Origin of the sequence: Pseudophaeobacter sp. TrK17, assembly GCF_042192375.1 — a bacterium.
Taxonomy (GTDB): domain Bacteria; phylum Pseudomonadota; class Alphaproteobacteria; order Rhodobacterales; family Rhodobacteraceae; genus Pseudophaeobacter.
On sequence record NZ_CP071700.1, the window covers coordinates 184,851 to 206,170 of the forward strand.

The following is a 21,320-nucleotide window of genomic DNA, read 5'->3' on the forward strand; positions in this document are numbered from 1 at the left end:
GAACATCATGCCTGCCACTCTCGTCATCCTGAATGCTAAGATCCGTCCGCTCTTTGCTGCCAAAGGCACAACAGCGCTTGCCCTGCGCGACGGACGCATCGCCGCCATGGGAGGTGACGCTGACATGCGGGGCGAAATCGGCCCGGAGACCCAGGTCATTGACGCGGAAGGACGTGAGCTGCTTCCCGGGTTTATTGAGAGCCACCTGCACCTGTTCATGGGGGGCGCGTCGCTGTCGATGCTGAATCTCGGTGAGACCTTTGGGTTTGAGGCGACGCGCGAGGCTTTCCTGGCCTTCATTGCGCAAAACCCGGCAGACGACCTGATCTCGGGCTTTGCCACCAACTACACCATTTTTGGCGAGGACCGCCGCCCCAACCGGCATGACCTGGACCGGATCTGTGCCGACCGTCCGATCTGTCTGAACTCGGTCGACCTGCATTGCGCCTGGGCCAATACCCGCGCGTTGGAACTGGCCGGTATCCTGCAGGGGGCCGACGTCGGAGCGGGATCTGAGGTGGTGATGGGCGCGGACGGCTTGGCCACTGGTGAGCTGCGCGAGTTTGCCGCCATGCAGCGGGTCAAGTCCCTGTCGCGGCTGCAGGGGCGCGACGGGATGGATCAAATGGGGCTGGATGAGATGCCCGAAGAGCACCGCGCCTATGATCGGGCGCTGATCGCCGAGGCCGGCGCCTATTGCGCGCGGCACGGGATCACCCATGCAGTCAATATGGATGGCACGCCGTATCAGGCCAGTTTGATGCGCGAGTTGGCCCAGGCGGGTGAGATGCCCGTACGGGTGAGCCTGCCGCTCAAGCTGGCGCAGGCCGACGGTGCCGAGGGCGTGGCCCGGATTGAACAGTTTGGCGCAGAGGTCCCCGGCTGGCTGAGCTTTGGCCGGATCAAGCTGTTTATGGATGGCGTTTACGACACCTGGACGGCGCTCACGGTGAGCGATTACCCCGACAAACCTGGCTTTCGCTCGGAGCCGCTGATCGACCCGGAGATTTTTAAGGCGATTTGTATCGAAGCCGACCGGCGCGGCCTTCAGGTTGCCACCCATGCGGTGGGAGACGGCGCGGTGCGCGCCAGCATTGACGGATACGAGGCGGCAGCGCTGGCCAATGGCACACGCGATGCCCGTCACCGGATTGAACATATCGACACGATTGCGGCGGAAGATCTGGAGCGGTTAAAACCCCTGGGTATCATCGCCTCCATGCAGCCGGTGCATCCGCCGGGATCGGCGGGGCTGCCGCTGGAACCCACCACATCCATCATGGGGCGGGACCGTTGGGCCCATGCGTTTCCCTGGCGCATGATCCGTGACCGGGACGTGCCGCTTGCCTTTGGTACCGATTGGCCAGTGTCGCCGCTTTCCCCCCTTTACGCGATCCATTGCGCCTTAACCCGCAGGCCCTGGGCCGAGGATATGCCGGATCAGCGGATCAGCCTTGATGCCTGTCTTGCGGCCTATTCCACGGGCGGTGCCTATGCGGATTTTTGTGAAACGCGGCGCGGCGCGCTGAAACCGGGATATGACGCCGATCTGGTGCTGATCGACGGGGCCTTGGAAGGCCTCGCAGACAGCGCCGAGGCTGCTTCGGTCTATATGACGCTGTGCAACGGAGAGATAACCTATGAGGCAGACCGTGCATAAAGCTGAGAGCAAAGTTGAGTTCGACTATATCGTGATCGGCGCAGGATCTGCGGGCTGTGTTCTGGCCAACCGGCTGTCAGCCAACCCGGCCCATCGGGTTCTGGTGGTCGAGGCGGGGGGATCGCAGAGCGACCCACGGGTAAAGGTCCCCGCTGGCATCCTGGCGATGTATGGCCGCCCGCGCTTTGACTATGGCTATGTTGGCACGCCGCAGCCTGAAATGAACGGCCGCCGAATTCCGGTGAACCGGGGCAAGATGCTGGGTGGTTCCTCCTCGATGAACTCGATGCTCTACATTCGCGGCGCGGCCTCGGACTACGATGAGTGGCGCGATCTGGGCTGTACCGGATGGGGCTGGGACGCGGTGTTGCCCCTGTTCAAGGCGCTGGAGCGCAATGGCATTGGTCAGGATCCTGCCTATCACGGCACCGAGGGCGAGCTTTGCGTCTCGCATCCCACGGATCCCAACGCCGTCTGTCAGGATTTCATCGCTGCGGGCGAGACGCTGCAACTGCCCCGGAACACGGATTTCAACGGCCCCTCGCAACTGGGCCTTGGGGTCTATGATGTGACCCAGAAAAATGGCATCCGCTTTTCTGCCTACAATGCCTTTCTGGAGCCAGTGCGAATCCGGCCTAATCTGGAGATCTGGACCGGAACAGAGCTGCAACGGCTGATCCTTGATCAGGGCCGTGTCTGCGGCGTGGCGCTGAAGCGCGACGGAGCCGTGCAGCAGGTCGGTTGCCGGGGTGAGGTGGTGCTGAGTGGCGGTGCCATTGGCACACCGATGGCGCTGATGGGATCGGGCATCGGTCCGGGTGAGATGCTGCGGGCTGCGGGCATTGAGGTGGCGCATGATCTGCCCGGCGTGGGCCAGAACCTGCGCGACCATGTTGACGGGATGATTACCGTGCGCAGTGGCTCGGCACGCACGCTTGGGCTTTCGATGCGCAACTGGCGGCGGCTGGTCATGTCTCCCTTTGCTTTTGCCGCTCAGCGCAAGGGGGAGCTGTCGACAAACTATGTGGTCGCTGGTGGCTTTGCCAAGACACGTTACGCAGACGCGCAGCCCGACATCCAGTTCCATTTTGTGCCGGGCTATCGCAGTCACCGGGGGCGGTTGCTGGAATGGGGCCATGGGTTTGCCGTTCATACCTGCGTGTTGCGGCCCGGCTCGGTTGGGGAAGTCCGGCTGGGGTATGAGAATGGCGCGCCGGTGCCGCTGATTGATCACCGGTTTTTCTCAGACCGTCGCGATCTCGATACCCTGATCGAAGGGATCAAGACCGCGCGCCAGATCTTTGCGGCTGCGCCGATGGCGGGTCTTGGCGGTAAAGAGATTCTCCCCGGCCCAGCGGTGCAAAGCGATGATGAGATCGAGGCCTACCTGCGTGCCGAAGCTTTGACCGTGTATCATCCGGTTGGCACCGCAAAGATGGGCACCGATCCCATGGCGGTGGTCGACCCTGTGTCGATGCGGGTGCGCGGCTTGCAGAACCTGCGGGTTGCCGATGCCTCGGTCATGCCGACGCTGATCGGTGGCAACACCAATGCGCCCACAATGGTTATCGGTGAAAAATGCGCCCGTGCGATGCTTGGATGACTGATGCTCGGGTGACTGTGGATGCCCGCCCACATTCCGGCTGTGTCTGCCTATTCAGCAACATGATCTGAACCAGCACCGTTAAACAGATCGGCTAAACAGATCAGCCACCTGCCGAGCCCAAATCACTGTGCAGAGGCCCGGAGCTGTTGGTCTCTCGTTGGCGATAGGCGCCTGGGGTGGCATTGGTCCAGCGCCGGAAGGCGCGATGGAAATTTGCAGCAGAGGCAAAGCCGATATCCTGCGAGATCTCCTCAATGCTTTTGAGACCTCGCGATAGATCACGTATGGCAATATCGCGGCGGAGGCCGTCTTTGATCGCCTGAAAGGAGGTGCCTTCGCCGTCCAACCGCCGGATCAGGGTTCGGGGGGTCAGGTTCAGGTCCTTGGCCGCGTCTTTGAGATGATAATCCAGCCTGTCCGAGAGCAACAAAAGGTCCCGTAACCGCAGGGGCAGGGCATGGGTGCGATAGCTGGTAAAGATCCAGTCTCGGGGGGCGCGCAGCAGGAATTCCTGCATTTCCAACTCGCTGCGGGCGACCGGCAGGTCATCGGGCTGGCTGCCAAAAACAATCCTGGACTGCGCCTGACCAAACAGGATCGGCGCCGGAAACAACACCGGGTAGTCTTCGGCAAATTCGGGGCGCTCAAAGGCAAAGCCGACTTCAGTCAGCGGCAGTTCACGCCCGGTCAGCCAGGACGAGACCCCGTGGGCAAGTTTCAGCAAGAACATATGGCCAAACCGCTGAGGCCTGTGCTGCCCACGTGGCGCCAACAGGATGCAGATTTGTCCGGCTTCTGTCTCGAGCACCAGTTGGAAATCATCCAACAAGAGGTTCCAGAAGGAGGTAAATCGAAACAGCGCCGCCGAAAGCGAAGAGGCCCCCCGCATAGAGGCGCAGAGATGTTTCAGGGTGCCGGTGCGAATAGGGCGGCTCCACAGGCCCATCATTTCATCACCGGTCTCCTGCGCGACCAGCTGATACAGGCGGACAATCTGATCATGAGTCACACGCCCCCCGGGTTGGGCGGACCCGACCAAACCGATCTGATCCAGAAATCCGGCCAGCTGTTGCGGCGGGCAATGTTGACGCAGGACCTGCAGCCAGTCTTCCAGAAAGGCGCGGGATACGGTGGGCAGAAAGTCTGGGCTGGGGTCAAATATCATAGGGGGTTTTTGCGAAGCTTTGTCACTTTTTGCAAGGTTTTCGTCCACTGCGGAGATTGTTCCGACAATTTGACGTCTCTATCTGGCATATAAAGCAAGCCCGATTGGGCGACAGATCAGACAGATATCCCAGTGGAGGCGACCGCCCGTGAGTTTTGATGCACCCGTAAAAGACATGCTTTTCAACATTGAACACCTCTCTCGCTGGTCCGAGGTTGCCGGGCTGGACAAATATGACGGTCTGGAGCTGAGCGACGCGGGCGCCGTGTTGGAAGAGTTTGGCCGCTTTTGTGCCGAGGAAATTGCGCCGCTGAACGCCTCTGGCGATGCCGATGCATCCCATCTTCAGGACGGCAAGGTTCAGCTGGCTGGCGGCTTTGCGCAGGCCTATCGGAAATTTGTTGAAATGGGCTGGCAAAGTCTGCCCCATCCCAGCGCCTTTGGTGGCCAGGACCTGCCCCGCGCTGTGGCGGCCTCTGCCACCGAGATGCTGAACGCGGCCAATCTCAGTTTTGCGCTGTGTCCGCTGCTGACAGACGGCGCCATTGAGGCGCTGCTCACCGCCGGGTCTGACGCCACCAAGGCGACCTATCTGGACAATCTGGTCAGCGGCAAATGGACCGGCACCATGAACCTGACCGAGCCCCAGGCCGGTAGCGATCTGGCGCTGGTACGCAGCCGCGCCGAACCCCAGGCGGATGGCACCTACAAAGTCAGCGGCACCAAGATCTTTATCACCTATGGTGAACACGACATGTCGGAAAACATCGTGCATCTGGTGCTGGCACGCACCCCGGATGCCCCGGCTGGGGTCAAGGGCATCAGCCTGTTTTTGGTGCCAAAATTCATGGTCGGAGACGATGGTGCACTGGGCACGCGTAACGCGGTTCACTGTCAAAGCGTTGAGCACAAACTGGGCATCAAGGCCAGCCCGACGGCCGTGCTGCAGTTCGAAGGCGCCACCGGGTTTTTGATCGGTGAAGAAAACGCAGGTCTCACCTATATGTTCGAGATGATGAATTCGGCCCGCTATGCGGTGGGTCTGCAGGGGATCGCCGTGGGTGAGCGCGCCTATCAGCAGGCACTGGCCTTTGCCAAGGAGCGGGTCCAAAGCGCGCCGGTGGATGGCTCCAGCCGCGACGCGGTGACCATTGTCCATCACCCGGATGTGCGCCGCATGCTGATGCGGATGCGGGTGCTGACCGAAGGGGCGCGCGGCATGGCCGCCTTTGCCGCTGGCTGTCAGGATCTGGCCCGAAATGCGGGATCGCCCGAAGCGCAGGCAGAGGCCAAGGCACTGTCAGAATTCCTCACGCCGCTGGTCAAGGGCTTCAGCACCGAAAATGGTGTCGAGGTGGCGTCCTTGGGTATTCAGGTACATGGTGGCATGGGCTTTATTGAAGAAACCGGCGCGGCGCAGCATTACCGCGATGCCCGCATTCTGCCGATCTATGAAGGCACCACAGCCATTCAGGCCAATGATCTGGTGGGGCGCAAAACGCTGCGCGATGGCGGTAAAACCGCCCGTGCCCTGGCAGCACGGATTGCTGAGACAGAAGCAGAGCTGGCGGCAGGCTCAGCTGCGGCCCAGGCCGTGGCGCCACGCTTGGCAGTTGCGCGGCAGGCCTTTGAAGAGGTGGTCGCGCATCTGCTCAGCCTGGATAAGGCGGAAATGCCTGCCGCCTTTGGCGCTGGTGTGCCCTATCTGATGCTGGCCGGGAATTTGGTCTCTGGCTGGCAGATGGCGCGTGGCCTGCTGGCTGCAGAAGCGGCCCTGGCGCGCGGCGAAGACCCGGAGTTTATGACGGCCAAGGTCGCCTCGGCCCGGTTCTATGCTGATCACGTGTTGTGTGAGACTGAGGTGCAGCGCAGCCGCTGCGTTTCCGGCGCTGAAAGCCTCGCGGCGGCACTGCTGTAACCGCACCACATAAAATCTTCTTTTAGGGCGGCGCTTGCCCCGGCGCCCGCTTCTCCTCTCATGCTTATAAGGACCAAACCATGACTGTCGAAATTGACATCTCCCGCTTCAAAAACCTCGACCTTCAGGCCCATGAGGATGGTGTCTGGGTTGTCACCCTGAACCGCCCGACCAAACGCAACGCACTGGATATCGACACCATCGAAGAGCTGGTTGATTTCTTCTCCACCGCGCCGCGCGCTGGCGTCAAGGCGGTGGTTCTGGCGGGGGCTGGCGATCACTTCTGCGCTGGGCTTGATCTGATTGAACATCACGACGAAGACCGCAGCCCGGCGGATTTCATGCATGTCTGCCTGCGCTGGCACGAGGCCTTTAACAAAATGGAATACGGCGGCGTTCCGGTCATCGCCGCCCTGCAGGGCGCGGTTGTTGGGGGCGGGCTGGAACTGGCCAGTTCGGCCCATGTTCGGGTGATGGATCAGAGCACCTATTTTGCCCTGCCCGAGGGGCAGCGCGGGTTGTTCACCGGCGGTGGTGCCACCATCCGTGTGACTGATCTGGTGGGTAAATCCCGCATGATCGACATGATGCTGACGGGCCGTGTCTATCAGGGGCAGGAGGCCTGCGATCTGGGGCTGGCACAGTATATTGTCGAAGGTTCCAGTTTTGACAAAGCGCTGGAACTGGCGCGCCGCACCGCTGAGAACCTGCCGCTGTCGAACTTTGCCATCTGCTCTGCTGTTAGCCATATGCAGAACATGTCAGCGATGGATGCCGCCTACGCCGAGGCTGTGGTGGCGGGTGTGGTCAACACCCAACCCGATGCCCGCGCACGGCTTGCGGCCTTTGCTGACAAAAGCGCCGCCCGGGTGCGTCGCAACGACTAAGACCCAAGACCCGAGCCCATTGCTGCCCTGCCCTTTGCAAAAGGGGCGGGGTTTTTCTTTTTCACCCCTGCAGTGTCCAGGGTTCAACAGCACCTGAATGGGGAAGCTGGTGAAGCGCAGGGGAATCAGATAGGAAAATTATGTGGCTGTTTGTCTCGTGCCACTGCCGGATCTGTATCGCTCTTGTTGCCCGCCTACGGGATGAAGGAAAGAATTGACCGCATGAAACATGTCCCCAAAGAAACCACCGATGACGCCCTTATTCAGGAATTTCTGAACAAGGGTGGCAAAGTCAATGTTGGTAAGACCAAACCGATGCCAAGCGAGCTCGGTCTGAGTAACAATGTCTGGAACAACAAAATGACCAAAGAAGAAAAAGCGGCCCGCGATAAGCCGAAGAAGTAGCGTCCCCCGGTGCGCAAAACCAAGCGGGCTGCTTTGCGCGGATTTTCTGCGGTGACAGGCATTGAGTAGTCTCGCCCTGCGAACCGGGCGAGACTGTTTGTTTAGGTCAGATTTGTTTAGGCCGTGCCGGTTTTCACGACCATCTTGCCAAAGTTCCGGCCCTCAAGCAGATCGTTGAAGGCTGCAGGCGCCTTTTCCAGGCCTTCAACCAGTTGCTCGCGGTATTTGATCTGACCGCTTTTGATCCAGCCGGTCATTTCCTTGGAAAACTCGGGGTAGTGATGCGGGAAGTCGTCAAAGATGATAAAGCCCTGCATCTTGATCTTTTTCACCAGCAAGGCTCCCATCAAGGCCCCCATGCGATCGGGGCCATCGGGCAGGCTGGTGGCGTTATACTGCGAAATCAATCCGCACAGGGGCACCCGCGCATTGGGGTTCAGCAGTGGCAGCACGGCATCAAACACAGCGCCACCGACGTTTTCAAAATAGACATCAATGCCATCAGGGCAGGCTGCTTTGAGCTGCTGGGCAAAATCCGCAGCGTTGCGGTCGATACAGGCGTCAAAGCCCAGCTCGTTTACCGCATAGGCGCATTTTTCAGGCCCACCCGCGATGCCGACAGCACGACAGCCTTTGATTTTGGCAATCTGGCCAACAGTTGCCCCCACAGGACCGGTGGCCGCTGCGGTGACGACGGTTTCACCCGCCTTGGGCTCGCCGATATAGAGCAATCCGCAATAGGCGGTGAAACCGGGCATGCCCATAATGCCAAGCGCCCATGACGGCTGTGCCGGATCGGCCCCCATATTGGTGACGCCCACCCCGTCTGAAATGGCATAGTCCTGCCAGCCGCTAAAGCTGAGCACCCAGTCGCCGGGGGCAAAGCCCTCCACATCCGAAGTCACAACCTGTGCCACGGTGCCGCCGACCATTGGATCGCCAACGGCAACCGGATCGGCATAGGATTTGGCGTCGTTCATGCGGCCACGCATGTAGGGGTCCAGTGACAGGTATTCGACCCGCAACAGCATTTCCCCCTTGCCTGCGACGGGCAGATCGGCGGTTTCCAGGGCGAGGGTGGTGTCATCCGGTTTGCCAACCGGGCGGTTCTTCAGAACGATCTGGCGGTTTTTATCGGCGGTTTGTGGCATTGGGTTTCCTATGTGTTGGGGGATGTTTGTTCGGGTTCGGGGTGTGGCTCGGGCAAGAGCGCCAGAGTGGCCTCCATCGCCTGCAACAGCGGATCAGCGCTGCGGGACAGTTTGGCCATCAGGCTGGCACCCAGCCACATCTGATAGAGCGCAGGACCAACCAGGTCGGGCTGCACTGAAGCGGCGATGGAGCCGTCTTTCTGGCCCTCGGCAATGGTCCTGGCCAGGCGTCTGCTTACGGTACGTGTTCCGGCCTCCAGAAGGTGACGCATCTCGTTTGATATGTCAGAGACTTCTGCGCCCAGTTTCACGATCAGGCATTGGCTGCAGGCCTCTTGGCTGCTTTGACTGCTCACCCAGCGTGACCAATACTCCAACAGCCGGGCCCGTGCCGTTGGGGCACTGTTCTCCAGTATCTCGGTCAGCGACTCGCCATATTGGCTGAGATACTGTTCCAGCAGTTTGCAGCCAAAATCCTCTTTTGAGGCAAAGTAGTGATAGAAGGAGCCTTTGGGCACCGCAGCGGTTTTGAGCAGCTCTGCGAGCCCCATACCGGTAAATCCACGCTGCGCCACAAGGGCCCGGCCGGTGGTTAGAATATGGTCGCGGGTGGAATCGGTTTGCGTTGTCATGGCGCATGAGATGACAAGAATTAGACCGGTCGTCTAGTGCGATGAATTGGAAACCCCACGTTACTTGCTGCGCCGCAAAAGGCGGCTTCAATGAGGGCGTTTTTGTGTTTGCCTGTCAAAGTGACGTTTGGTCCAACTGCTATGACGCAGGATTAACCCTCTGCAAAACAGGGGATCCCTCGTCTAGTCTTGGACCCTTGTAACGACGCATGATCCCAGCCGGAGGCAGCCATGAGCGACCTGAAAACCCAGTTTCGAACCTGCAATATCTGCGAGGCCATGTGCGGGCTGATTGTCACCTACGACGAGACCGAGGTGCATTCGATCAAGCCAAACCCCAAGGATCCGTTGTCGCGCGGCCATATCTGCCCAAAGGCCATCGCGCTACAGGATTTCCGCACCGATCCGGACCGGGTGACAACGCCGTTGAAAAAGGTAGACGGTGAATTTGTGCCAATCAGCTGGGACGAGGCCTATGCGTTTGCCGCGCACCGTCTGGCCGCAGTGCAACAGGCCCATGGCAAGGACGGGGTTGGCATCTATCTTGGCAATCCCAATGCCCATAAATTTGGCAACCTCCTGACCCTGCCGGGACTGGTCAAGGCGCTGGGCACAAGCAACCGCTATTCTTCGGCGACCGCGGATCAGATCCCGCATCATGTCGCCTCGATCCATATGCTGGGCCACCCGATGCTGATGCCAGTGCCGGATGTGGCGCGCACGGATCTCATGCTGATCCTGGGCGGCAATCCCGTGGTTTCCAATGGGTCGATGATGACGGCGCCGGGCTTTGGGAAGCGCATGGATGAGATCAAGGCGCGCGGTGGTCGCGTGGTGGTGATCGACCCGCGCCGCACTGAAACTGCAGCCCGCGCGGGTGAGCACATGTTCATCCAACCCGAAACCGATGCCCTGTTACTTCTGGCGCTGATCCACGAGGTCTTTGCCCAGGGGCTGGAAGATCTTGGCGCGCTGGCTGACATCACCGATGGGGTCGAGGTGCTGAAACAGGCGGTGCAGCCCTTTACCGCTGACAAGGCTGCGGCGATGACGGGTATTGAGGCGCAGTCCATCCGCGATCTGGCCCGCGATTTTGCCTCTGCAAAATCGGCTGTGTGTTACGCGCGTATGGGGGCCTCAACCCAGAGCTTTGGCTCCCTGTGCCAATGGGCCAATAATGCGCTCAATATCATTACCGGCAATTTTGACAGCCCCGGTGGCGCAATGTTCACCACACCGGCGCTGGACAATGTCGGCATGAACAGCCGCAAGGGCAAGAGGCGCAGCTACCCAGAGAGACGCTCGCGGGTGTCCCAGCAGCCGCTCTATAATGGTGAGTTCCCGGTTTCGGTCATGGCAGAGGAGATGGAGACGCCGGGTGAGGGGCAGATCAAGGCGATGATCACCGTGGCGGGCAATCCTGTCCTGACGGCTCCGAATGGTCAGCGCATTGGCCGCGCGTTTGAGGCACTCGACTTTATGATGTCGATCGACCTTCACATCAATGACACCACCCGCCATGCAGATCTGATCCTGCCGGCCACGGTGGCGCTGGAGGAAGAGGTCTATGACATGGTCTTCCACAGTTTTGCGGTGCACAATACCGCAGCCTTTGCCAAACCGGTCTTTGCTCCGCCCAATGGCAACCCGCAGGAATGGGAGGTGATCTCCCGCTTGGCGGCGAAGATATCAGGATCCAGCAGCATTGGCCCTTCACCAACCAAAATGCTGGAGATGCTGCTGCAGCAGGGGTTCCACAGCGGAACTGTCACGGTAGAGGCCATGTTGAACGCGCCCAGTGGCGCCATTGACCTGGGCCCGCTGGTCTCAAACCTGGCCGATCGGCTGGAGACCCCGGATGCACGATTGAACCTGGCGCCCGAAGTGTTCCTGGCGGACTTGCCGCGATTGCTGGACTTCCAGCCCCCGGTCTGTGACGATTTCCCCTTGCTGATGATTGGTCGCCGTCAGGTGCGCAGCCATAACAGTTGGACACAGAACAGCCCGCGCCTGGTTAAGGGACGCAATCGTTGCACGGTGCAGCTCAACCCGGCTGACGCCGCACGGTTTGGCCTGACCGAAGCGAAGGATGTGGAGATCGAAAGCGCAGTAGGAGCGGCAAGGTTTCCGGTTGAGATCACCGAAGAGATTGCGCCTGGTGTTGTGTCGATCCCTCAGGGGTGGGGGCAGCGAAAGGGCAAGCTTTCGGCGGCGACCAGGGTGCAGACGGTATCAATCAACGATCTGACCGATGATCGTCGCATTGACCCCATCAGTGGCAACGCTGCCTTTAACGGAATCCCCGTGCGCGCCCGCGCTGTGTAGCGCTTCGTCTATTCGCCGTGTTTTTGGTTTGGATGTTTTTGGAAGGGTGAGGGGGGTGGTTTGGTTCGCGGGCGTGGTTTTGATGTGTTGTCTTGGGTGAGTCTTGGCTGGGGCGTGTTGAGTGTTGTGGTTCGGGGCGGTGTTGGGGGTGGTCCTGGGTGTTGGGTTTTGGATTGGCCGGGTGATTTTTGGGATTAACCCCGTGATTTTGCGTTATTTCAGGCCTTTTCCAAAAAAGATGATATTTTTGTAATTTAGGTGTTGCGGGTTTGTTGAGTTAACACTAGAACCCCCTCTACCGGCGGCGCTGAGGCGCGGCACGGTGGGGCGGCTGAGAGGTCGCTGACTGGCAGGAAAGGCTGCTGGACGCTCAGGAGAGACTGGGGCATCTGGAGGATGTTATGAGGCGGTTGCGCTAAGGAATTGGCGCGGTGGTCTTGTTTTTGGCCTTTAGGTGTTGCTCTTTGACATTGATGATAACTGAAGAGATATGTGGGCGGTTTGGTTCGTTTCGATGGATCAACGTCTGTATATCAACGCTAGTAGGGTGGGCCATTTGGTCTGTTCGATGATCTAGTGTCAGCTTCACTGTTTGACGGACTTTTGTTTACTTTTGTAAACTGAAGCACAATCAAACAGATGACTTCCGATACGTGTCCAATCCTTAGCCGGGTGGACATATGGATCTGCCCCCAAAAGCGGTCCTGAGTATTGGAGATGTGCAGAGGTTCGAACGTCAAGGATAGCATCGCGAGATGCTTTCAACTTGAGAGTTTGATCCTGGCTCAGAACGAACGCTGGCGGCAGGCTTAACACATGCAAGTCGAGCGCACTCTTCGGAGTGAGCGGCGGACGGGTTAGTAACGCGTGGGAACGTGCCCTTCTCTAAGGAATAGCCACTGGAAACGGTGAGTAATACCTTATACGCCCTTCGGGGGAAAGATTTATCGGAGAAGGATCGGCCCGCGTTAGATTAGATAGTTGGTGGGGTAATGGCCTACCAAGTCTACGATCTATAGCTGGTTTTAGAGGATGATCAGCAACACTGGGACTGAGACACGGCCCAGACTCCTACGGGAGGCAGCAGTGGGGAATCTTGGACAATGGGCGCAAGCCTGATCCAGCCATGCCGCGTGAGTGATGAAGGCCTTAGGGTCGTAAAGCTCTTTCGCCAGAGATGATAATGACAGTATCTGGTAAAGAAACCCCGGCTAACTCCGTGCCAGCAGCCGCGGTAATACGGAGGGGGTTAGCGTTGTTCGGAATTACTGGGCGTAAAGCGCACGTAGGCGGATCAGAAAGTATAGGGTGAAATCCCAGGGCTCAACCCTGGAACTGCCTTGTAAACTCCTGGTCTTGAGTTCGAGAGAGGTGAGTGGAATTCCGAGTGTAGAGGTGAAATTCGTAGATATTCGGAGGAACACCAGTGGCGAAGGCGGCTCACTGGCTCGATACTGACGCTGAGGTGCGAAAGTGTGGGGAGCAAACAGGATTAGATACCCTGGTAGTCCACACCGTAAACGATGAATGCCAGACGTCAGCAAGCATGCTTGTTGGTGTCACACCTAACGGATTAAGCATTCCGCCTGGGGAGTACGGTCGCAAGATTAAAACTCAAAGGAATTGACGGGGGCCCGCACAAGCGGTGGAGCATGTGGTTTAATTCGAAGCAACGCGCAGAACCTTACCAACCCTTGACATCCTTGGACCGCTAGAGAGATCTAGCTTTCTCGCAAGAGACCAAGTGACAGGTGCTGCATGGCTGTCGTCAGCTCGTGTCGTGAGATGTTCGGTTAAGTCCGGCAACGAGCGCAACCCACATCCTTAGTTGCCAGCAGTTCGGCTGGGCACTCTAGGGAAACTGCCCGTGATAAGCGGGAGGAAGGTGTGGATGACGTCAAGTCCTCATGGCCCTTACGGGTTGGGCTACACACGTGCTACAATGGCATCAACAATGGGTTAATCCCCAAAAGATGTCTCAGTTCGGATTGGGGTCTGCAACTCGACCCCATGAAGTCGGAATCGCTAGTAATCGCGTAACAGCATGACGCGGTGAATACGTTCCCGGGCCTTGTACACACCGCCCGTCACACCATGGGAGTTGGATCTACCCGAAGGCCGTGCGCTAACTTTTGAGGCAGCGGACCACGGTGGGTTCAGCGACTGGGGTGAAGTCGTAACAAGGTAGCCGTAGGGGAACCTGCGGCTGGATCACCTCCTTTCTAAGGATGTATCTAGCAAGAAGAACTTGTTCTTCCTCGTGATACACTTAGCAATGAACAGTAATCAAAACTGTTCAACATCGGGACATCTACTGGATGTCCTTTGGACCGAGCCGTCCTCATATCTCTTCAGACAAGTCGCGGCAGCAGCCGTTATCTGGCGCTGCCTGGTGACATAACCACTGAGTGCTGCTCTCGGGCATTGCTTTGCAATACCCTGTCGCACACGGGTTTTGATTTGCTTTGCAAATCGAAAACCGGGTCGGTAGCTCAGGTGGTTAGAGCGCACGCCTGATAAGCGTGAGGTCGGAGGTTCAAGTCCTCCTCGACCCACCACTCATCCTTCGGGATTAAGATGGGGCCTTAGCTCAGCTGGGAGAGCGCCTGATTTGCATTCAGGAGGTCAGGAGTTCGATCCTCCTAGGCTCCACCATTAAACAATTAGATCGTTAAGCACTGTGCGCAGTTCTTAACCGTCCAATTGGACGAATTGATATCGTAAAGAGAGAAACAATCAACAACACTGTTGATCGCCCCGAGTGTGGGGATGATCTCAGATTGGTGCTGGGTGAGATCTTCGGATTTTACACAGCGAGCTTTGGAATACGTCTGTTTCCTCGGACGTCCCAGGGTATGCCGGTTTGAAACGACAGAGTTGTCCAAGTCAAGTACACTAACCCGGTTCTAATTCCGCAAGGTTTTGGAACCAATTGTATTTATGATGTTTGTTTTGCGAAGGGGCTGCGACCGACATCACAGCCTTAGTAGTGAAGCGACTTTCGCATCATAAATGCGGGAAAGTATGCTTTTTGGTTCAGAGATTGTGGTCCGGCTACTTACCAGCGGCTGGATCCTGATGGTTTAGGCTATCTATTTCTGGATCAGATCAAGCGCGAGAAGGGCGTTTGGTGAATGCCTTGGCAGTAAGAGGCGATGAAAGACGTGATACTCTGCGATAAGTCATGGGGAGCTGAGAATAAGCTTTGATCCATGAATTTCTGAATGGGGCAACCCACCTGAAAGTTCATTATTGTTACTTCGGTAGCCAATAATGTTCTTAACCAGGTACTTATGAACTGAATACATAGGTTTATAAGAGCAAACCCGGGGAACTGAAACATCTAAGTACCCGGAGGAAAGGAAATCAATTGATACTCCCCTAGTAGCGGCGAGCGAACGGGGACCAGCCGAGCCTTGAGTGTGAGAAGAACCTGTTGGGAAGCAGGACCATAGCGGGTGATAGTCCCGTATTCGAAACATGATAGGACGTATTAAGTAGGGCGGAACACGTGAAATTCTGTCTGAAGATCGGAGGACCACCTTCGAAGGCTAAGTACTCCTTACTGACCGATAGTGAACCAGTACCGTGAGGGAAAGGTGAAAAGCACCCCGACGAGGGGAGTGAAACAGTACCTGAAACCGAACGCCTACAATCAGTTGGAGGGCCCTTGCGGCCTGACAGCGTACCTTTTGTATAATGGGTCATCGACTTGGTCTCACGAGCAAGCTTAAACCGTTAGGTGTAGGCGCAGCGAAAGCGAGTCTTAATAGGGCGCATGAGTTCGTGGGATCAGACCCGAAACCGAGTGATCTAGGCATGGCCAGGTTGAAGGTGCAGTAACATGCACTGGAGGACCGAACCCACATCTGTTGAAAAAGATCGGGATGAGCTGTGCCTAGGGGTGAAAGGCCAATCAAACTCGGAGATAGCTGGTTCTCTGCGAAATCTATTTAGGTAGAGCGTCGTACGAATACCCCGGGGGGTAGAGCACTGGATGGGTAATGGGGACTCACCGTCTTACTGATCCTAACCAAACTCCGAATACCCGGGAGTACTATACGGCAGACACACTGCGGATGCTAACGTCCGTAGTGGAGAGGGAAACAACCCTGACCTCCAGCTAAGGCCCCTAATTCATGGCTAAGTGGGAAAGCAGGTGGGATGTCCAAAACAACCAGGAAGTTGGCTTAGAAGCAGCCATCTTTTAAAGATAGCGTAACAGCTCACTGGTCTAATTAAGACGTCCTGCGGCGAAGATGTAACGGGGCTCAAGCCATGAGCCGAAGCTGAGGATGCACATAGTGCATGGTAGCAGAGCGTAGTGTGACATAGTTCCATGTCTCCTTACCTACTTCGGTAGGATTGGAGACACGGAGCTTTCGATGAAGCGGGCGCGTGAGCGATCCCGTGGAGAGATCACTAGCGAGAATGATGACATGAGTAGCGACAAAGAGTGTGAGAGACACTCTCGCCGAAAGTCCAAGGGTTCCTGCTTAAAGCTAATCTGAGCAGGGTAAGCCGACCCCTAAGGCGAGGCCGAAAGGCGTAGTCGATGGGAACCAGGTTAATATTCCTGGGCCATGAGGTGGTGACGGATCGCAGGTGTTGTTCATCCTTATTGGATTGAATGAGCAGCTGAGCGGTTCCTGGAAATAGCCCCTCTATAAGATCGTACCCTAAACCGACACAGGTGGACTGGTAGAGAATACCAAGGCGCTTGAGAGAACGATGTTGAAGGAACTCGGCAAAATACCTCCGTAAGTTCGCGAGAAGGAGGCCCGGGTCCTACGCAAGTGGAATCCGGGGGCACAAACCAGGGGGTGGCGACTGTTTATTAAAAACACAGGGCTCTGCGAAGTCGCAAGACGACGTATAGGGTCTGACGCCTGCCCGGTGCCTGAAGGTTAAAAGGAGGGGTGAGAGCTCTGAATTGAAGCCCAGGTAAACGGCGGCCGTAACTATAACGGTCCTAAGGTAGCGAAATTCCTTGTCGGGTAAGTTCCGACCTGCACGAATGGCGTAACGACTTCCCCGCTGTCTCCAACATCGACTCAGCGAAATTGAATTGCCTGTCAAGATGCAGGCTTCCCGCGGTTAGACGGAAAGACCCCGTGCACCTTTACTACAGCTTCGCACTGGCATCAGGATTGTGACGTGCAGGATAGGTGGTAGGCATCGAAACCGAGACGCTAGTCTCGGTGGAGCCTCCCTTGAGATACCACCCTTCGCACTCTTGATGTCTAACCGCGGTCCGTTATCCGGATCCGGGACCCTGCGTGGCGGGTAGTTTGACTGGGGCGGTCGCCTCCTAAAGCGTAACGGAGGCGCGCGAAGGTTGGCTCAGAGCGGTCGGAAATCGCTCGTTGAGTGCAATGGCAAAAGCCAGCCTGACTGCGAGACTGACAAGTCGAGCAGAGACGAAAGTCGGCCATAGTGATCCGGTGGTCCCGAGTGGAAGGGCCATCGCTCAACGGATAAAAGGTACGCCGGGGATAACAGGCTGATACTGCCCAAGAGTCCATATCGACGGCAGTGTTTGGCACCTCGATGTCGGCTCATCTCATCCTGGGGCTGGAGCAGGTCCCAAGGGTACGGCTGTTCGCCGTTTAAAGAGGTACGTGAGCTGGGTTTAGAACGTCGTGAGACAGTTCGGTCCCTATCTGCCGTGGGTGTAGGATACTTGAGAGGAGTTGCCCCTAGTACGAGAGGACCGGGGTGAACGAACCACTGGTGGACCAGTTGTCGTGCCAACGGCAGTGCTGGGTAGCTATGTTCGGACAGGATAACCGCTGAAGGCATCTAAGCGGGAAGCCCCCCTCAAAACAAGGTATCCCTGAGGGCCGAGGTAGACCACCTCGTCAATAGGCCAGAGATGTAAGCGTGGTAACACGTTCAGTTGACTGGTACTAATCGCCCGATTGGCTTGATCTGATCTAGTAATAGACAGCCAAGAACCAAATAAGCACCACATGACTTGTGACATAACAAAGGTGCAGCAACGTGCATTTGCACTGCCTGCTGCGTGACAGACTTTACTAACGTAAAGTCGTCAGTGTTGATTGTTTCCCTGCGATCTTGGAAATGTCCTCGTGACATAACTGGGGTGCGGTCTCTCGGGCATTTGCCATGCAAATACCCTGCCGACCGCCAACCAAAAAAATCCAAGAACCGCAGGTTCTTGGATTTTTCTTGGTTTGGTGGCGATAGCGAGAGCAAAACACCCGGTCCCATCCCGAACCCGGAAGTTAAGTGCCTTTGCGCCAATGGTACTGCGTCTTAAGGCGTGGGAGAGTAGGTCACTGCCAAACCTAGTAAAATCCAAAACTCAAAAACGATAACATAAACGCTAACTACTAGGACAAATCGTCCTCAAGTAGCAAAGCGCTAGGACATCATAACTGTCGCGGGATGGAGCAGCCCGGTAGCTCGTCAGGCTCATAACCTGAAGGTCGTAGGTTCAAATCCTACTCCCGCAACCAGCGCCTCTTGTGAGGTAGCGCCAGTAGAATACGCAGACACACAGCCCCCTTGCGGGGCTGTTTGCGTTTCTACCCTAAGCTCTTGATGCACGTGTTGAAGTTTAGAAAGTTCCGCTGCAATGCGGCTGCTTTCTGACGTAGTTGCAACCGACAGAATGCCTGCCAGGTCGCCAATCAGATCAACCGTCAATTCTTCACCCGTCTCGTTGGGGGTGAGGACTACTTTGTCGATCATTGCGCGCAGATGCTGTGATGCTTCGGCACGTGTCTCGGGGTTGTTCATGGTGTCCATCAGGCCGCGCACTTCCTTGTGGTAGCGGTCCGCCATATTGGGGTGGAAGATGATCTTCTCTTCTTCCTGAGTGGACAGCACCTGTTCCAGCTCATTGAGGCGGTTGTTGACGATGACAGCGCGGTCTTTGATCATCTCGGCAGGCACGCCATCGCAGATGGACTGGTAATCCCCCCATTTTTAATTGGGTCCAGCCGTAGAATTCACGCAGCCGTTTTCAGTTTCATGGCGGGTGTCATGCCGCCGATGCCCATGTTGGGTCGCTCGTTGTTGTAAGTCCAGAGCCATTGTGTTGCCTGGTCCTGTGCCTCCTCGATGGTTTCGAAGATGTATTGCCCCAGCCATTCGCCACGAACGGTGCGGTTGTAGCGCTCGATATAGGCATTCTGTTGGGGCTTACCGGGCTGGATATATTCGAGCCGCACATTGCGTTTCTCAGCCCATTCCATGAGCTTCCCGCTGACGTATTCTGGGCCGTTGTCCACACGAATAGCTTGGGGCTTTCCGCGCCACTCAATGATCTGGTTCAGCGCACGCACGACACGTTCAGCAGGCAGCGAGAAGTCGACCTCAATAGCCAGTCCTTCGCGATTGAAGTCATCCAAGACGTTTAATGCCCTGATCGACCGGCCATCCGCCAGCTGATCCGCCATGAAGTCCATGGACCAAGTTTCATTTGGTCTTTCAGGCACAGCCAGTGGTTCCGGCTTGTCCCGCTTCAAGCGTTTCTTCGGCTTGATACGCAGGTTCAACGCCAGCTCACAGTAGACCCGGTAGACACGTTTATGGTTCCAGCCATAGCCCTGCACGTTGCGCAGATACAAAAAGCACAGGCCGAAGCCCCAGGTCCGCTTGTTAGCCGTCAAGCGTTCAAGCCAATCTGCGATCTCTTCGTTGTCATCGCTCAGCACAGGGCTGTATCTATAGCAGGTCTCGCTGATCTCGAACGCACGGCAGGCCAGAGCTATGCTGACCCCATATTGCGCAACTGCATTCATGGCCATCTCTCGCCGATGAGACGGCCTTAACGCTTTTTTCCAAGCGCTTCTTTCAGCAGGTCGTTTTGCATGCTCATCTCGGCATACATGCGCTTCAGACGACGGTTCTCTTCCGCCATATCCTTCATCTCGGAAATCAAGGACGCGTCCATGCCGCCAAACTTGGCCCGCCATTTGTAAAAACTCGCGCTGCTCATTCCGTGCTCGCGGCAAAGCTCAGAGACCGGCACACCGCCCTCCGCCTGCTTCAACACTGCCATGATTTGCGCGTCGCTAAATCGTCCATTCTTCATCATAAATCTCCTCAGATATCTTGCCGAGAAAATTCTACTTTGGAACACCACTATTTTTAGGGGGGATTACCGTAGAGCCAAACATAGCGGTGCAGCGTGGTCTCCAGTTCTTCGCCTGATCGGAAGTGGTGGCTTTGCAGCACGTCTTCGATGCGACCGTTGAAGCGCTCGACCATGCCGTTTGTTTGGGGCGAGATGAGCTACCCCCCGAAATTCGGACACTGACGTAAGCTGCTATTTGTTGTCTGCTGATCTTCAACACGAAGGAGATCAGGAATGTCGAAACGGAAGCAACATCATCCAGAATTCAAAGCCAAGGAGGCGTTGGAGGCGTTGGAGGCGTTGAAAGGCGAAGAGACGGTCAGCGATTTGGCCATTCGGTTTGGCGTGCACCCAACGATGATCCATCAGTGGAAGCGCGCATTACTTGAAGGCGCATCGGGCGTATTTGAGCGTGGCGGACGGAAGGCACCGGAAATCGATGAGGAGCAGGTCAAAGACCTGCACGCCAAGATTGGGGAGTTGGCCGTCGCCAACGATTTTTGGCCAGAAAGCTCAAACCTTGGACCGGCAAGTGAGGCGCAAGATGATTGAGCCGAACCTAAAAGGTCTGTCAGTCAGCAAGCAATGTTCGCTGCTGTCGATCTCGCGGTCTTCGTTCTACTATGAGCCGAAGGGCGAAAGTGAGATGAACCTCGATCTGATGCGCCTGATCGACAAGCAGTTCCTGGAAACGCCGTTTTACGGCGTGCGTCAGATGACATGGCACCTACGCAATGACGACCACCTCGTCAATAAGAAGCGGATCAGACGCCTGATGCGGCTGATGGGCCTCATGCCGATCTATCAGAAGCCCAACACCAGCAAGGCAGCGAAGGGTCACAAGATTTACCCTTATCTGTTGCGCGGCTTGCGCGTGGATCGGCCCAACCAAGTTTGCTGCGCCGACATCACCTACCTGCCGATGCGGCGTGGGTTTTTATATTTGGTCGCCATCATGGACTGGCACACGCGCAAGGTGCTGGCGTGGCGTATCTCAAACACGCTGGAAGCCGAGTTCTGTGTTGATGCCTTGAATGAAGCGATCCACAAGTTCGGCCCACCCGAGATCATGAATACGGATCAGGGCAGCCAGTTCACGTCATTTGCTTGGACCGACCGCCTGCGTCGATCCGGCATCCGCATCTCAATGGACGGCAAAGGCCGGTTCCTCGACAATATCTTTGTCGAACGACTGTGGCGGTCGCTGAAATACGAATGCGTTTATCTGCACGCATGGGAGACCGGATCAGAGGCCAAAGCTGGCGTCAGAAAGTGGATCGCGTTCTACAACCACAAGCGCCCTCATTCCGCCCTTGGCGGCAAACCACCCGCTGTGATCTATTGGCAGAGAAACGAAACAACCAACCCCGATCAGCAGATGCAAAGAGTAGCTTAAATCACGCCAGATCCTGTCCAAGGATTGGGGAGTAGCTCAGCGAACAGATAAACGGCTGCTGGTTCTGT

General features: G+C 57.0%; 11 protein-coding genes, 3 tRNA genes, 3 rRNA genes and 1 pseudogene. 13 read left to right on the plus strand and 5 right to left on the minus strand.

What is annotated here, in order from left to right; translation table 11 throughout:
* The first annotated feature begins 7 nt into the window (after positions 1–7).
* Together JZI28_RS00875 and JZI28_RS00880 are read left to right on the plus strand one after the other, a co-directional pair.
* Positions 8–1,660 carry an amidohydrolase gene (locus JZI28_RS00875; protein WP_375698931.1) on the plus strand — a complete coding sequence of 551 codons (1,653 nt, stop codon included), beginning with the start codon at positions 8–10 and terminating at the stop codon, positions 1,658–1,660.
* Positions 1,641–3,263: a GMC family oxidoreductase gene (locus JZI28_RS00880; RefSeq protein WP_375698932.1), complete on the plus strand. Its 1,623-nt coding sequence runs from the start codon at positions 1,641–1,643 to the stop codon at positions 3,261–3,263. Before JZI28_RS00875 ends, JZI28_RS00880 begins: the two co-directional genes overlap by 20 nt.
* Before the next feature lie 103 nt (positions 3,264–3,366).
* On the opposite strand, the gene JZI28_RS00885 is transcribed toward JZI28_RS00880, so the two are convergent.
* Positions 3,367–4,431, minus strand: coding sequence for an AraC family transcriptional regulator ligand-binding domain-containing protein (locus JZI28_RS00885; RefSeq protein WP_353402505.1), 1,065 nt, complete (start codon positions 4,429–4,431; stop codon positions 3,367–3,369).
* A gap of 148 nt (positions 4,432–4,579) precedes the next feature.
* Between JZI28_RS00885 and JZI28_RS00890 the strand changes: the two genes are divergently transcribed.
* The 3 genes from JZI28_RS00890 (at position 4,580) to JZI28_RS00900 (ending at position 7,641) form a co-directional block, all read left to right on the plus strand.
* Positions 4,580–6,349: an acyl-CoA dehydrogenase gene (locus JZI28_RS00890; RefSeq protein ID WP_375698933.1), complete on the plus strand. Its 1,770-nt coding sequence runs from the start codon at positions 4,580–4,582 to the stop codon at positions 6,347–6,349.
* Between the two features lie 80 nt (positions 6,350–6,429).
* Positions 6,430–7,236: a crotonase/enoyl-CoA hydratase family protein gene (locus JZI28_RS00895; RefSeq protein WP_297339371.1), complete on the plus strand. Its 807-nt coding sequence runs from the start codon at positions 6,430–6,432 to the stop codon at positions 7,234–7,236.
* Positions 7,237–7,458: 222 nt separating this feature from the next.
* Positions 7,459–7,641, plus strand: coding sequence for a hypothetical protein (locus JZI28_RS00900; protein ID WP_054463722.1), 183 nt, complete (start codon positions 7,459–7,461; stop codon positions 7,639–7,641).
* Positions 7,642–7,757: 116 nt separating this feature from the next.
* Here JZI28_RS00900 and JZI28_RS00905 read toward each other — a convergent pair whose 3' ends face one another.
* Both JZI28_RS00905 and JZI28_RS00910 read right to left on the minus strand, forming a co-directional pair.
* Positions 7,758–8,792: an NADP-dependent oxidoreductase gene (locus tag JZI28_RS00905; protein ID WP_375698934.1), complete on the minus strand. Its 1,035-nt coding sequence runs from the start codon at positions 8,790–8,792 to the stop codon at positions 7,758–7,760.
* Positions 8,793–8,800: 8 nt separating this feature from the next.
* Positions 8,801–9,424 (minus strand): TetR/AcrR family transcriptional regulator, encoded by a 624-nt coding sequence (locus JZI28_RS00910; RefSeq protein ID WP_375698935.1) that lies wholly within the window; start codon positions 9,422–9,424, stop codon positions 8,801–8,803.
* 231 nt (positions 9,425–9,655) lie between these two features.
* On the opposite strand from JZI28_RS00910, the gene JZI28_RS00915 reads away from it, so the two are divergent.
* From JZI28_RS00915 to JZI28_RS00945, 7 genes are all read left to right on the plus strand, one after another.
* Complete coding sequence (locus JZI28_RS00915; protein ID WP_375698936.1) at positions 9,656–11,749, plus strand: molybdopterin oxidoreductase family protein; 2,094 nt, start codon at positions 9,656–9,658, stop codon at positions 11,747–11,749.
* 762 nt (positions 11,750–12,511) lie between these two features.
* A 16S ribosomal RNA gene (locus tag JZI28_RS00920) occupies positions 12,512–13,971 on the plus strand.
* 259 nt (positions 13,972–14,230) lie between these two features.
* Positions 14,231–14,307, plus strand: a tRNA-Ile gene (locus tag JZI28_RS00925).
* 21 nt (positions 14,308–14,328) lie between these two features.
* A tRNA-Ala gene (locus JZI28_RS00930) sits at positions 14,329–14,404 on the plus strand.
* Between the two features lie 451 nt (positions 14,405–14,855).
* Positions 14,856–17,683, plus strand: a 23S ribosomal RNA gene (locus JZI28_RS00935).
* 262 nt (positions 17,684–17,945) lie between these two features.
* Positions 17,946–18,060 (plus strand): 5S ribosomal RNA (gene rrf / locus JZI28_RS00940).
* Together the 16S, 23S and 5S rRNA genes with 3 tRNA genes alongside form the textbook arrangement of a ribosomal RNA operon.
* 94 nt (positions 18,061–18,154) lie before the next feature.
* A tRNA-Met gene (locus JZI28_RS00945) sits at positions 18,155–18,231 on the plus strand.
* Positions 18,232–18,726: 495 nt separating this feature from the next.
* On the opposite strand, the gene JZI28_RS00950 is transcribed toward JZI28_RS00945, so the two are convergent.
* Together JZI28_RS00950 and JZI28_RS00955 are read right to left on the minus strand one after the other, a co-directional pair.
* Positions 18,727–19,814, minus strand: a protein-coding gene (locus tag JZI28_RS00950; RefSeq protein WP_375697739.1) for an IS3 family transposase whose coding sequence is annotated in 2 segments (ribosomal slippage) — positions 18,727–19,553 and positions 19,553–19,814 — 1,089 coding nt in all. Because the reading frame shifts where the segments join, the coding sequence is not laid out codon by codon here.
* A gap of 65 nt (positions 19,815–19,879) precedes the next feature.
* Positions 19,880–20,005: pseudogene (locus tag JZI28_RS00955) on the minus strand (IS481 family transposase); the annotation flags it as partial.
* Between the two features lie 85 nt (positions 20,006–20,090).
* On the opposite strand from JZI28_RS00955, the gene JZI28_RS00960 reads away from it, so the two are divergent.
* Positions 20,091–21,252 (plus strand): IS3 family transposase gene (locus JZI28_RS00960; protein WP_375698937.1). Its coding sequence is split into 2 segments (ribosomal slippage): positions 20,091–20,368 and positions 20,367–21,252, totalling 1,164 coding nucleotides; the frame shifts between segments, so codons are not numbered across the junction.
* Positions 21,253–21,320 lie beyond the last annotated feature (68 nt).